The organism is Xanthobacter variabilis, assembly GCF_043831965.2.
Classification (GTDB): Bacteria; Pseudomonadota; Alphaproteobacteria; order Rhizobiales; family Xanthobacteraceae; genus Xanthobacter.
Window position 1 is genome coordinate 3,686,092 of record NZ_CM195533.1, and the last position, 13,393, is coordinate 3,699,484.

Annotated in this window: 11 protein-coding genes; 4 read left to right on the forward strand and 7 right to left on the reverse strand. The window is 67.8% G+C overall.

Annotated features, from left to right (window positions below; genetic code table 11):
• Window positions 1-5: 5 nt before the first annotated feature.
• The 3 genes from yajC to V5F26_RS16175 form a co-directional block, all read right to left on the reverse strand.
• Entirely contained in the window at window positions 6-353 is a 348-nt protein-coding gene (gene yajC / locus V5F26_RS16165) for a preprotein translocase subunit YajC (RefSeq protein ID WP_234050770.1), read from the reverse strand.
• Window positions 354-656: 303 nt separating this feature from the next.
• Window positions 657-1,877 (reverse strand): alpha/beta hydrolase, encoded by a 1,221-nt coding sequence (locus V5F26_RS16170; protein WP_394059321.1) that lies wholly within the window; start codon window positions 1,875-1,877, stop codon window positions 657-659.
• Window positions 1,878-2,029: 152 nt separating this feature from the next.
• On the reverse strand, window positions 2,030-2,689 hold the full coding sequence (locus V5F26_RS16175) for a protein-L-isoaspartate(D-aspartate) O-methyltransferase (RefSeq protein WP_234050772.1): 660 nt from the start codon (window positions 2,687-2,689) through the stop codon (window positions 2,030-2,032).
• 120 nt (window positions 2,690-2,809) lie between these two features.
• Between V5F26_RS16175 and recG the strand changes: the two genes are divergently transcribed.
• Window positions 2,810-4,903 (forward strand): ATP-dependent DNA helicase RecG, encoded by a 2,094-nt coding sequence (gene recG, locus V5F26_RS16180; protein WP_394946469.1) that lies wholly within the window; start codon window positions 2,810-2,812, stop codon window positions 4,901-4,903.
• Between the two features lie 86 nt (window positions 4,904-4,989).
• A complete protein-coding gene (locus V5F26_RS16185; RefSeq protein WP_394059316.1) occupies window positions 4,990-5,499 on the forward strand; it encodes a YbaN family protein in 510 nt (169 codons plus the stop codon).
• 73 nt (window positions 5,500-5,572) lie between these two features.
• Here V5F26_RS16185 and V5F26_RS16190 read toward each other — a convergent pair whose 3' ends face one another.
• From V5F26_RS16190 to glmU, 3 genes are all read right to left on the reverse strand, one after another.
• Window positions 5,573-6,721, reverse strand: coding sequence for a GGDEF domain-containing protein (locus V5F26_RS16190; RefSeq protein WP_394946470.1), 1,149 nt, complete (start codon window positions 6,719-6,721; stop codon window positions 5,573-5,575).
• Window positions 6,722-6,923: 202 nt separating this feature from the next.
• Complete coding sequence (gene glmS, locus V5F26_RS16195; RefSeq protein ID WP_509210519.1) at window positions 6,924-8,747, reverse strand: glutamine--fructose-6-phosphate transaminase (isomerizing); 1,824 nt, start codon at window positions 8,745-8,747, stop codon at window positions 6,924-6,926.
• Window positions 8,748-9,000: 253 nt separating this feature from the next.
• A complete protein-coding gene (glmU, locus tag V5F26_RS16200) occupies window positions 9,001-10,341 on the reverse strand; it encodes a bifunctional UDP-N-acetylglucosamine diphosphorylase/glucosamine-1-phosphate N-acetyltransferase GlmU (RefSeq protein WP_509210560.1) in 1,341 nt (446 codons plus the stop codon).
• Between the two features lie 221 nt (window positions 10,342-10,562).
• On the opposite strand from glmU, the gene V5F26_RS16205 reads away from it, so the two are divergent.
• Window positions 10,563-10,961 carry a hypothetical protein gene (locus V5F26_RS16205; protein WP_234052229.1) on the forward strand — a complete coding sequence of 133 codons (399 nt, stop codon included), beginning with the start codon at window positions 10,563-10,565 and terminating at the stop codon, window positions 10,959-10,961.
• On the opposite strand, the gene V5F26_RS16210 is transcribed toward V5F26_RS16205, so the two are convergent.
• Window positions 10,921-12,546 carry a glycoside hydrolase family 17 protein gene (locus tag V5F26_RS16210; protein ID WP_234052230.1) on the reverse strand — a complete coding sequence of 542 codons (1,626 nt, stop codon included), beginning with the start codon at window positions 12,544-12,546 and terminating at the stop codon, window positions 10,921-10,923. The genes V5F26_RS16205 and V5F26_RS16210 overlap by 41 nt on opposite strands.
• A 257-nt stretch (window positions 12,547-12,803) precedes the next feature.
• On the opposite strand from V5F26_RS16210, the gene V5F26_RS16215 reads away from it, so the two are divergent.
• Window positions 12,804-13,289 carry a hypothetical protein gene (locus V5F26_RS16215; protein ID WP_234052231.1) on the forward strand — a complete coding sequence of 162 codons (486 nt, stop codon included), beginning with the start codon at window positions 12,804-12,806 and terminating at the stop codon, window positions 13,287-13,289.
• The last annotated feature ends 104 nt before the right edge of the window (window positions 13,290-13,393 follow it).

The following is a 13,393-nucleotide window of genomic DNA, read 5'->3' on the forward strand; positions in this document are numbered from 1 at the left end:
TGGAATCAGGAAGCCGCCGCTTCGTCCTTCGCCGGCTCGCCCTTCGAGCGGACGGTGGCGATCTGCGAGCGCATCTGGCGAACGCGCACGTTGTCGGCAATCTGCAGCTCGACCTCGTTCTCGTCCACCACGCGGGACACCTTGCCCACCAGGCCGCCAGCCGTCACGACCACATCGCCGCGGCGCAGGGCGGTCACCATTTCCTGGTGCGCCTTGGCCCGCTTCTGCTGCGGCCGCAGGATCAGGAAATACATGACCACGAAAATCAGCAGGAACGGGGCAAGCTGAATGAGCATGTCGGCCCCGCCGCCAGCAGCCGGAGCGCCCTGGGCGAAAGCAGGCGTGATGAACATTTGCGTCCTCGTTCGTCTGTTGGGGTCAAGAGGTCGGGACCATGCCGTAAGGATGCGTCCCATGCACTGCCGGAGGCGGCGAAGCGGGCGGACTATAACCACCGCCCCGGCGATTGCAAACGCGACCTGAAGGACGGCGCCCGCATCATTCCCTTAGGGAATACAAAAAGGGAGGCGCGAAGCACGCGCCTCACCGTCGCGGCCACCGCGCGATGCGCGGGCAAGAGACCGCAACACCTTGTTGGGACAAGCCCAGCGCCGCGCTTTCGGCGCGCCCGCCGGAGTGTTGCCCCGCCGCGACGCCTATTGCGCCGCGGGAGCCGCCACGGTCTCCGCACCAGAATTTGCGGTATCGGAGATGCTGCTGCCCAGCTGGTTCACGTGAGTCGAATAATGCTCACGGGTATTGGGATCCACCACCGCCACCGGTGCGGCGATGACGAGGCCCGCGGCCGTGCCCACCGTGGAGGCGGCATCGGTGGAGAACTGCACGATGCGTTCACCCAGGCCAACTCGAGAATCGGTCATGGTCTGGCCCTGGGCGAGTCGCGCCCCGATGGACTGCACCACCTCCGGGCTCGCGGCGAACTTGCCGTGGTTCAGCGGGTCGTCGGTTTTCAGCTTGGTGAGGTCGAGAACGGTGATGTGGTATTTCTCGAACTCGCTGCGATAGGGCTCCTGGGTGGGATCCACCTGCCCGATGCGCGGCACATCGCCCCACACCCGCTTCGACACCGCCAGCGCCTTGTCGTCCTGCGAGACGAACAGAGTGAAGTTGGGCCGCGGCTCGCCGAACTCGCGGAAGATGGTGCGGAACACATCCGAATCCACGTCCGGCGCGGCCAGCATCACATTCTTGATCTTGGGCAGGATGTGGCCGTTGCGAATGGCCATCTGCCGCAGCGCCTCGAGGGTCACCACATTGCCCATGGAATGGGCAAGAACGGAGATCTCTCCCACGTTCGGGTCCTTGGCCATGAAGGTCAAAAGGCGTTCCAGGGCATCGCGCGAATAAGAGGTGCTCTCGCGATCATAACCATAGGCGAGCAGGCTGCCGCGCGACGGCCAGGTGAACAGCACCGGCGTCACGTCCGCCCCGGAATCGTGGATGATCTGGGCGAAGCGGAACACGGCATCGTCGAAGCGCTGATTATAGCCATGCACGAACACCAGAGCCTGCCGGCCGGGCGTGCGCTTGATGCGCGTGTTGAACCACTTGACGGCCTGCTCCTGGGTCATGTCCTCCAGACGGGTGGTCACGAAGTCCGTGGCCGGATTGCCGGGCACCGTCTTCGGCCACTGCACGTCGCCGGCCGCGCGGGCGCTGTCCGGCGGAATGGAAACGTCGATTTCCATGAAGCTTGGGGCGCCGCCGCGCTCGCCGGTATAAACGTCCGGCCCATCGGTGCGGGCGCGCACCGTGGCCACCGCCATATTCACATGGGACGTGCCGGGCACATCGTCGGGAACGGGAATCAGAACCCCGCTCGGCCGCCCGCCACAGCCCGCGACCACGGCGGACACCACCAGCAACGCAAGAAGGTTACGCCACCCAAGTGCAGAAAAGGTCCGCAACGGCTCGACCCCATTTCACGAATTCTCAACCTGGATAGGGCAGCCGCCCATGCTCCGCAATCAGACCGAAGGCCAGAGGCCGCTGGCGAAACGCGATTCTTTCACAGTGTGGCCGCCGTGCCCGGAATGAGCGGCAGGAAGCGCACCGGCATCAGCTCGCGCACCTGATTGCCCGAGTGCTCCTTCACCACGCGCACCAGCATCTGCACCTCGTCGCCCTTGCCCAGGGGGATCAGCAGCACGCCGCCGAACTTCAGCTGCTCCAGCAAGGCGGGGGGAATTTCCCGCGCCGCGGCGGTGACCATGATGCGGTCGAACGGCGCCCGCGAGGACATGCCCTGCATGCCGTCGCCCACATAGGCGGTCAGATTGCGCAGGCCCAGCACCTCATAGCGGGCCACCGCCTCGGACACGAGGGTGCGGTAGCGATCAACCGTCACCACTCGCGCCGCCAGATGCGACAGGACCGCCGCCTGATAGCCCGAGCCAGTCCCCACCTCGAGCACGGCATGCTCGGCCGTAGCGCCCAGCGCCTCGGTCATGGTGGCGACGAGGCTCGGCTGCGACATGGTCTGCCCGCAGGGAATCGGCAGCGAGACATCGTCATAGGCGTGAGCGCGCAACTGCGGATCCACGAACAGCGGACGCGGCACGAGCTCCATGGCGCGCAGTACCGCGACGTCGCGAATGCCGTGCTGGCGGAGCGCCAGGATGAACGCCATCCGCTCCGCCTTTTCGCCCTCACTGCCCCCGCCGCTCATGCCCCACATCCACAGCCTGAGATGACACATTGAAATAATAGGAAAATTTGCCATATCTCAAGTTGAACTTTAACTTTAAGTTCGCAGGCTGCTTTAAGAGATCATCCCCTCCCCTGCCCCATGCGCCCGGCTTCGCTCGATCCGCTGTTCGCGCCTCTCGACAGTCTTCCCGGCATTGGCCCGAAGCTGTTGCGCCCGTTTGCGCGCCTTCTCGGGCGTGATCCGCCGCGGGTGCTGGACCTGCTGTTCCACATGCCGTCGCAGTTCGTGGATCGGCGCGCGCGCCCTTCCATTGCCGAGGCGATTCCCGAGTCGGATGTGACGCTTGAGGTGCATGTGGAGGGCCACCAGCACCCGCCGGAAGGCAGCCGGGCGCCCCACCGCACCTATGTTTCAGATGCCAGCGGCAGCCTGGTGGTCGCGCATTTCAAGATGGATCGCGCCCGGCTGGAACACATGCTGCCGGTGGGCTCGACGCGCTGGCTGTGCGGCCGCATCGCGCTCTATGACGGCATGCGGCAGATGACCCATCCGGATCGCATCCTCGACGCTGCGGGGCTTGCCCGGCTGCCGCCGGTGGAACAGGTCTATCCGCTGGTGGAGGGCCTCGCGCCCGGCTATCTGCGCCGCGCCATCGAGGCCGCCCTCGGTCGGGTGCCCGAACTTGCGGAGTGGATCCCTCCGGCGCTGGGGGCCGCCCAGGGCTGGCCCGCCTTTCGCGAGGCGCTCACCCGGATCCACCGCCCGCAATCGCCCGAGGAGGCGGTGCCCACCGGCGCGCCCTGGCGCCGGCTGGCGTTTGACGAGCTGCTCGCCCACCAGCTCACCCTTGCTTTCGTCCGCTCCCGGGAAGAGCGCACGGGCGGACGCTCCACGGTCGGCGACGGCAGCCTTTCGCGGCGCATCCTCGCCGCCCTGCCCTTCGCCCTCACCGGCGCGCAGCAGCAGGCGCTGGAAGCGATCCGCGCCGACCTTGCGGCCGAGCGGCGAATGCTGCGCCTGCTCCAGGGGGATGTGGGGTCCGGCAAGACCGTGGTGGCGCTGCTGGCCGCCGCCACCGCCATGGAAGCGGGCCGGCAGGCGGCGCTGATGGCGCCCACCGAGATCCTCGCCCGCCAGCACCTGGAAACCATCGCCCCCCTCGCGGAGGCGGCCGGCATCCGGGTGGCGGTGCTGACCGGGCGCGAAAAGGGCAAGGCGCGGGCGGCGCTGCTGGCCGACCTGGCGGCGGGGCGCACCCAGCTCCTCATCGGCACCCACGCCCTCATCCAGGACGATGTTGCGTTTCAAGACCTCGCCTTCGTCGTCGTGGACGAGCAGCACCGCTTCGGCGTGGAACAGCGCCTGGCCCTGGCGCGCAAGGGCCAGGGCGTCGATATGCTGGTGATGACCGCCACCCCCATTCCCCGCACCCTGGTGCTGACTTTGTTCGGCGACATGGATTCCTCCGAGCTGCGGGAAAAGCCCCCGGGGCGGCAGGAGGTGGACACCCGCGCCCTCCCCATGGAGCGGCTCGACGAGGTGGTGGCGGGGGTCGGCCGCGCCCTGGCGAAGGGCGCCCAGGCCTATTGGATCTGCCCGCTGGTGGAGGAGAGCGAAGCCTCGGACCTGACCTCGGTCACTGAACGATTCGAGGATCTCAAGGCCCATTTCGGCGCCAAGGTGGATGTGGTGCACGGGCGCATGTCCGGCGCAGCGAAGGATGCGGCCATGGCCCGCTTCGCCTCGGGCGAGACCCGCCTGCTCGTGTCCACCACGGTGATCGAGGTGGGGGTGAACGTGCCCAACGCCACCCTGATGGTCATCGAGCACGCCGAACGCTTTGGCCTGGCCCAGTTGCACCAGCTGCGCGGGCGCGTGGGGCGCGGGGAAGAGGCTTCCACCTGCCTGCTGCTCTATCGCGGCCCGCTGAGCGAAACCGCCAAGGCTCGCCTTTCCGTCCTTCGCGAGAGCCAGGACGGCTTCCGGCTGGCCGAGGAAGACCTGCGTCTGCGCGGCGAAGGCGATGTGCTCGGCACCCGGCAGAGCGGCATGCCCGGCTTTCGAATCGCCCGGCAGGAGTTTCATGGCGCAGAGATGGAAGCCGCCCGCGCCGCCGCCGCGGCCATCATCCGCGAGGATCCCGAGCTGAGCGCCCCGGAATCGGAGCCGCTTCACACCCTGCTCTATCTCCATGAGCGCGACGCCGCCGTGCGGCTGCTCTCAGCGGGCTGACATCGCCCGACGCGCGCCGCACGCGATCAAACCCCGGGGCCGGAGCCGGCGCATCCCGCCCCTTGCCCTGGCCAAACGGAGCCGGCATGGTCGACCCCATGACTTCCCCATCGCGCCAGCCACTGCCCCCTGGCGGCCCAGACCCGGTCAGCGACGGCCCTGTCAGTGACGGCGGCGCGGCCCCTTCCGGCACGCGCCAGGGCCAGCGGCGCGTGGATGCGCGCGCCATGCGCTCCGCCCTTTACAGGCAGATCCTGTTCGCCGCCGGAGTGGTGTTCCTCATCATCGGCATCATCGGCATGGTCGTGCCCATGATGCCGGGCACGGTCTTCCTCATCCTGGCCGCCTGGTGCTTCACGCGCTCCTCGCCGCGGGTGGAGGCATGGCTGCTGAACCACCGCTATCTCGGCCCCAGCGTCGTCCGCTGGCGCGAGACCGGGGCGATTCCGCCCGTGGCCAAGCTGTTCGCCCTCTCCAGCTTCGTCGGCTCATTTGCCGGCTCATGGTATTTCGGAGCGCCGCAGGGCGTGCTGATCTTCCTCGCCGCGCTGTTCGCAATCCTCGCCGTCTTCATCGTCACACGGCCCAACCGCTAGGCGGACACAAGTCGATGAAACGCTTGAGCAGACAGCATTAACGCTCTGTTTTTAAAACATAATTTACCATAACTTAAAGTGGCGCGAGAGTGGCCCCTGCCCGCTTTTGCGCGGCGCGGCAAACCTGGTTGCGCCCCCCATCCTTCGCCGCATAAAGGGCTGCGTCCGCGTGGCGGAAGGTGCTGCGCAGGTCATAGCCCGGGCCCACTTCGGCCACGCCGATGCTCACCGTCAGCGCGGGAATCCCCTCCTCCGCGCAGGTGGCGGTGGCCACCCGCAGCGCCTCGGCCTGAAGGCAGGCGCCCTCCAATCCGGTGCGATCCAGCAGCACCACGAATTCCTCACCGCCGATCCGCGCCACCACGGCCGATTGTGGCGCGCTGCGCTTCAGCGTCGCACCAAAGGCGCGAATGGCGGCATCCCCCACCGCATGGCCGTGGACGTCGTTGACGGCCTTGAAATGGTCGAGGTCCAGCAGCAGCAGCGAAACCGGCCAAGCCGAGGCGGCGGCCCTTTCCAGGAGCCGCTCCGCATGCTGGTCAAAGCCGCGCCGGTTGATGAGGCCGGACAGAGGATCGGTTTCCGCATCGGCCTGCTTTTCCAAAATCACCGCTTGCAGGGCCTTGATGAGCAGCAGGAGTCCGGTCGCCACCAGCAGGATGCCGGAGCTCACTTGGGAGATGAGGGCGTAGGTGGTGCCGATATAGTCGGTGGGCCTGGCCCCCGTGCCGATCTGGGCCGCGATCATCGCCTTTATGGGAAAGTGCAGGGCCAGCAGGGCAAAACTGCCGGCCAGCACCAGATCGCCGGCGCGACGCGGGCTGTCACGCAGGATCACCCATACGCATGCCGCCATCGCCATGAAGAACGGCGATTGGTAGGCCAGTTCGCGGGCAAACGAAGGATGCGGCAACATGGCCTGCAGCGGCAACAGGAGCAACGCGTAGACCACGAGCCCCGCCACCAGCCGCCAGGGCGGTCGCCGACGGTAAAAGAAGGCCAGCGCGGGCACCATCAGCACCAGAGCGATCGCAAAGGTGAGGAAGACGAGGATCACGAACGGCGTGGTCCACCCGCTATAGGCCAGCCCCAGCTGCGCCACCGGCGTCAGCACGCCCACGCCATAACTGGCGGCGAACCACACCGGTGCGCGATAGCCCGGATTCAGCAGCGCAATCGTGACATAGCTCGCCGCGAACAGCAGCGCGACGGCCAGGTTCATGACGAGAGTGAATCCAGCAGGCTGCATCCGGCTCGGTCTTCTCAGTTCCACCCACCAAGGACGTCCGGTGCACTGAACCACCGTGCCCAGCTATGGCGCACGCCAAAAGAGGCGCACCGCCATAGACGGCAAGCCCCCCTTCAAGCTGCTCCAGAGTAGCAACCTTTACCGCAATATGCACGCATTGTAGGCAATCGCCCGGCTACTCGACCGTGACGGACTTGGCGAGATTTCGGGGCTGGTCCACGTCGGTGCCCATTATGACAGCAGTGTGATAGGCGATGAGCTGCACGGGCAGCACATAGACCATGGGGCACACCACGGCCGGCATCTCCGGCAGGATCAGCTTCTGCACGGCATCGCCATGGGCCATCTCCGCGCCCCTGGCATCGGTGATGAGGATGATCCTGCCGCCGCGGGCCGCCACCTCCTCCATGTTGGAGACGGTCTTCTCGAAGATGCGGTCATGGGGCGCGATCACCACCACCGGCATCTTCTCGTCGATGAGGGCGATGGGGCCGTGCTTCAGCTCGCCGGCGGCGTAGCCCTCGGCGTGGATGTAGGAAATCTCCTTCAGCTTCAGCGCCCCTTCCAGCGCCAGCGGATAGTTCGGGCCGCGGCCGAGATAGAGCACGTCCTGCGCATGCGCGAGGGTGCGGGTCAGCACCTCGATGTCGGGGGCGAGCTTCAGCGCCTCGGTCATCAGGCGCGGCACCTCCATGAAGGCGCGCACCAGCCGGCGTTCGTCATCCTCCGCCACATGCCCCGAGGCCCGCCCCAGCGCCACCGCGAGGCAGGCGAGCGTGGCGAGCTGGCAGGTGAAGGCCTTGGTGGAGGCCACGCCGATTTCCGGACCCGCCAGGGTGGGCAGCACCATGTCCGCCTCGCGGGCGATGGTGGAGGTGGCCACGTTCACCACCGCAACCACCTTCTGCCCGCACGCCTTGGCATAGCGCAGGGACGCCAGGGTGTCGGCCGTCTCGCCCGACTGGGAAATGACGATGGTCACCCCGCCCGGCTCCAGCGGCGTTTCCCGGTAGCGGAATTCCGATGCGATATCGATGGAGACGGGAATGCGGGCGAACTGCTCGATCCAGTATTCCGCCACCGCGCCGGCATAGAGGGCGGTGCCGCAGGCGGTGATGGAGATGTGCCGCACATCCTTCAGGTCGAACGGCAGCTCCGGCAGCGCGACCTTTTCGGCGGCAAGGTCGAGATAATGGCCGAAGGCATGGGACATCACCTCCGGCTGCTCATAGATCTCCTTCGCCATGAAGTGGCGATGGTTGCCCTTGTCCACCAGCAGCGCGCCGGCCGGCACCTTCTGCACGGGGCGGGCCGCCACCGCGCCGCTCTCGTCCCGGATGGTGGCGCCCTCGCGGGTCAGCACCGCCCAGTCGCCCTCTTCCAGATAGGTGATGCGATCGGTGAAGCTGCCGAGCGCGATGGCATCGGAGCCCAGGAACATTTCCCCGCTGCCATAGCCGATGGCGAGGGGCGAGCCGCGCCGGGCGGCGATCAGCAGGTCGTTTTCACCGTCGAACAGGAAGGCGAGGGCGAACGCGCCCTTGAGGCGCGGCAGCACGGCTTCCACCGCCGCTGCCGGCGTGCGGCCGGCGAGCAGCTCGCGGTCCACCAGCTGGGCCACCACCTCGGTGTCGGTGTCACTCTTGAAGCTCACCCCCAGATCGGTCAGATCCTGCTTGAGCTCGCGGAAGTTCTCGATGATCCCGTTGTGCACCACCGCCACCCGCTTGGTGGCATGGGGGTGGGCGTTGCGCTCGGAGGGCTTGCCATGGGTGGCCCAGCGCGTGTGCCCGATGCCGATATGGCCGTGCAGCGGATGCTTCATCAGCTTCTGCTCGAGGTGGCGCAGCTTGCCCTCGGCGCGGCAGACCTCGAGATGGCCATTCTCCAGCGTCGCGACACCGGCCGAATCGTAGCCCCGGTACTCCAGGCGGCGCAGGGACTCCACCAGGTGATCCGCGACCGCGCTCTTACCCAGGATGCCGACGATGCCACACATGCACTGAAGCTCCACATTGCGTTGCGCGCGCCCCGCTTCCGCCAGGGAATCGGTGTGCGCCGCGGGACTGGTTCATTCCTACCCCGCTGCACCGCAAGGCCAGAATCACTTCCGCTTTCGGTTCCTGTCTGCGGGCGCCGGCCGCGGCGCGGCCGCCCTCAGCGGGGGACGTGGCCTGCAAGTCTCGCTGACTTGCAGGAGGGCTGACTTGCAGGGAGCTGACTTGCGCGGATCCCTGACTTGGGGGCGCGGCTCATTCCCTGGCCTTGCGGGCGCGGAACTCGCGGGCCCAGCCTTCCTTCACCGTCTGCCGGCTGCGGGCCAGCACCAGGGCATCCTCGGGCACGCTGTCGGTCACCACCGCGCCGGTGCCCACAAAGGCGCCCCTGCCGATGGTCACCGGAGCCACCAGCGCCGAATTGACGCCGATGAAGGCGCCCTCGCCGATCTCGGTGCGGTGCTTGCCGAAGCCGTCATAATTGCAGGTGATGGTGCCGGCGCCGAGATTGGAGCGCGCGCCCACATGGGCATCGCCCACATAAGAGAGATGGTTGATCTTGGCGCCCTGTTCCACGTGGGAGGCCTTGATTTCCACGAAATTGCCGATGCGTACGCCGCTTTCCAGGCGCGCCCCGGGACGCAGGCGGGCGAACGGGCCGATGCTGGCCCCCTCCGCCACAGAGGCCCCCTCCAGATGGCTGAAGGAATGGATGACCACGTCATCCCCCACCGTCACGTCGGGGCCGAACACCACATGGGGTTCCACCACCACGTCCCGGCCCAGCCGCGTGTCGGCGGAAAGAAAGACCGTCTCCGGCGCCACCAGGGTCGCGCCCGCCGCCATGGCGGCCCGGCGCAGGCGCCCTTGCAGGATCGCCTCGGCCTCGGCGAGCTGGAGGCGGCTGTTGACGCCGGCCACCTCCTCCACGTCCGCCTCGGCGGCGACCGCCTTCAGGCCATCCGCGCGGGCCAGCTCCACCATGTCGGTCAGGTAGTACTCGCCCTTCGCATTGGCGTTGCCGATGCGCTCCAGCAGACCCAGCGCCACATCCCCCGAAAGGGCCATGAGGCCGGCATTGCAGAAGCCCACCGCCTTTTCGGCGGCGCTGGCGTCCTTCTCCTCGCGGATGGCGCGCAGCGTGTCGCCCTCGGTCAAAAGCCGGCCGTAGCCGGTGGGATCGGCGGGGCGGAAGCCCAGCACCGCCACCGCCGCCCCTTCGGCCAGGGGGGCGCGCAGGCGGGCCAGCGTCTCGGGCCGGATCAGCGGGGTGTCGGCATAAAGCACGAGAATGTCGTCGGCGCCCTGCTCCAGCGCCGCGCGGGCGGCGAGAACCGCATGGGCGGTGCCGAGCCGCTCGCGCTGGACGAACACGCGCGCATCGGGGCTCACCCGCAGCGCCTCGGCCGCCACATCCTCCCGGTCAGGGCCCACCACCACCGCCGTGCCCGTGGCGCCCGCGGCCCGCGTCGTCTCCAGCACATGGTGAAGCATGGTGCGGCCCGCCACCTTGTGCAGCACCTTCGGCAGACGCGAGGCCATGCGCGTGCCCTCACCTGCAGCCAGCACAACCACCAGCAGCGTCCGTTCCCTCATCATGCTTACTCCCTCTGCGCTGTCCGCTATCGCGCCTTCCGCCGCGCGGAAACCGGCCGCTCCCGCAGTGCCCTCGCACCGGCCCCTGCCGCGCGGCGACGTCCCTGCGTCATGCCCGCCCCTACGCCTTGGGAACCGACAGAGCGCCTCGCTCTTGCCACTGGACGGCGGCAATGCCACCTCCTAAGCCAGCCGCGGAACGAAAGAGACGGATCATCGCCATGCCCGATTTGCCCTATGCCGAACGGCCCCTGTTCCGCCCCGGCCCGAAGAGCCTGAACTGGCTCATTCCCCTTGGCATGGGCGCGGTGGGCTGGGCCCTCTACATGCGCTACATGGTAGTGGAACCCGCGCTGGTGGGTCTGGCCTGCGAAGCGGGGCTGGAAAGCATGGGCTGCTATGGGCGCGCGGCAGTGCTCACCTTCTCGCTGTGGAATGTGTTCGGCGGGTTGGCCCTCATCGGCGCGCTGATGCAGCTGGTCGCGCCCTCGCTCGCGGCGTTCGCCATGACCATGGTGTTCACGGCGTTCGCGCTGGTGTTCCACAACGAGGTCGCCGGCGCCCTGGCGGCGATGGGGCTCATCCTTTCCTTTGCACGGCCTGGACCCGCCACAGCGTGAAGGCCATGACCAGGCAGAGCGCGCCGAACCAGGCCGCCTGCCAGTTCGAAAGTCCCTCATTGAGCGGCACATAGATGCCGCCGATGAGCATTACCCAGGCAGCCACCGTCTCCCCCAGCCCCGCGCCTTCGCGCTCCGCGCGCCGCACCAGCAGCGGAGCGAACAGCGCCGCGACGAGGCCCGTCAGCGGGAACACGGGGAAATCCTTGTAGCGCGGATCGAACACCAGCTCGAACGCCACCGAGCCAACCGCCACCACGCCCAGCACCAGCATCAGGGCCGAGGCCACCGTCAGCCCCTCCCAGCGCGCCCGCATGCGGCCGTCGAGGGCGATGGAGAAGGGGGCGAGCCCCCGCCCGCCACCGATGACGGCCGGCATCACCACCATGGCTGCTGCCGACGCTGCCAGCAACAGCCCGTTGCGCAGCCAGCCGACGAAGCCCAGGCTCTCCAGCGGCAAGGCCGAGAGCGCGGCCCCGAGGGTGGCGCCGCCGAACAGCGCCACCAGTGCCACCGCGCCCCATTCCGCCGGCGTCACGCCCCCGTCGCGATCACGGCCGGCCCGCCAGGCGGCGCCGAAGGCGGCAGCCACCACAACGAGCCCCACGGCGATGTGCATCTTCCAGCCGGGAAAATCCTCCACTGGCTGGCCCCATTCGAACTTCGGGGTGCGGGTGGAAGCGTCGATCAGGCCCCAATGGCCGCCCACCGTGCCCTCGCTGCGGCGCTTCCAGGGCTGGTCGAACGCCTCGATGACGTTCACCCGATAGCCGCGCTTCTTCGCCAGGGCGACCACATCGTGCATCACCTGCGCCTGGTTGGAGGGCGAAGGCAGCGCCTCCTCGCGCATGCGCCCGGAACTGGGCCAGCCGGTCTCGCCGATCAGGATCTCCTTGCCGGGAAACTCCTCCGCCATCTTCTGGCGGATCTGGTCCACATGGGGGCCCGCCTCGGCGGCGGACACGGGCAGGTCCTCCCAATAGGGCAGGATGTGGATGGTGACGAAATCCACGTTCTCGGTGAGGCCTTTGTTGCGCTCCCAGAACTCCCACACATCGGCATAGGTCACCGGCACGTCGCCCACCTGCGACTTCACCCAGCGCAGGGTGGAACCGAGGTCGGTGGCGGACATTTCGCCGCGCAGCAGCACCTCGTTGCCAACCACCACGCCCTTAACCACGTCCGGATTTTTTTGTGCAAGGCGCACGCCGGTATCGAGCTCCACCCGGTTGCGATCCGGATCGGGGCCAAGCCAGATGCCCAGCAGCATGGTGAGCCCATGCTTGCGGGCGATGGCCGGCGCCTTGTCGAGCCCCATCTCGATGGAATAGGTGCGCACACAGCCGGTAATCTTGGCGAGCTGTGCGAAATCCTCGTCGATCTGCGCCTCGGGGATCACCAGGCCCTTCTGGAAGGGCGACTGCCCGTCGCGGAACGGCGCATAGGACACGCAGGGCAGCTTTTCACCAGCCGCCAGCGGCGAGGGCGGCATGGCTACCGGCCGGCCCAGCCAGACCCAAAGGCCGCAGACCAGCACGGCGACGGTGAGCGCGAGAGCAAGCGGCAGCCGCATGGATCGGGACATAAGAACTCCCAGTGGCGTCAACACGGGACGCGCCATTCGCCCTTCGGCCGCGGCCCCGTTCGCCAGAAACTGGGCAAATAGAGCTTCACGGTGGCGGTGTGAAGCCTGCACCGCCACCCGGCGCAGCGATCCGTGGAGACGATCCACCTAAACGGTGGTTGCCAGCTGCTGCGCCGTCATGCTGACAAAATCACCGCCTTCACCTAACTTGTCGCCGCGGATCGCTCCGCGCCTTCCTTCTGAAGATCATGGCCCTCATGCAACGCTCTAAGTTTTCTGCCCTGGCGGGCGCCCTCGCCCTCGCGTTCAGCCTCGGCGCGGGGCTCGCCCCGGCGGCGGCCCAGTCCCAGCCCCCCGAGCAGAAGCCGGCTCAGGAACCGCAGCTCACCCCCGAGCAGAAGGCCGCCCAGGAGGCCCAACGCCGCTCGGTGGAGGAGTTCAACGAGGCCTCCAAGCTGCCCGGCACCGCCGGCCTGCCCGAATGCGTTTGGACGGGGCGGCGCATTGCCGCACTGCTGTGGAACGATGACATCGACACGGCCCGCCGCCACCTCGAGATCTACGAGCGCTTCGGCTGCCCCACCGAGCACCTGAAGCTCGCCTTCCGCTGCCTGGTGCGCCAGGGCAAGATCGACCCCAAGGCCCGCGAGCGGGTGGATGCCCGCACGCACCAGTGCTGGATCAATCCCGACTACATCGCGGCTCCGCCGGCGGCCGCAGCCCCTGCTCCAGCCCAACAATAAGGTCACGGCAGGGTCATGGGGCTGACGCAACGGCGTCCCAGACCCGCCACGATCAGGATTTATCTCCAAAGCTGAGCATGTTAGTGTCTCGACGCATTGCAGCG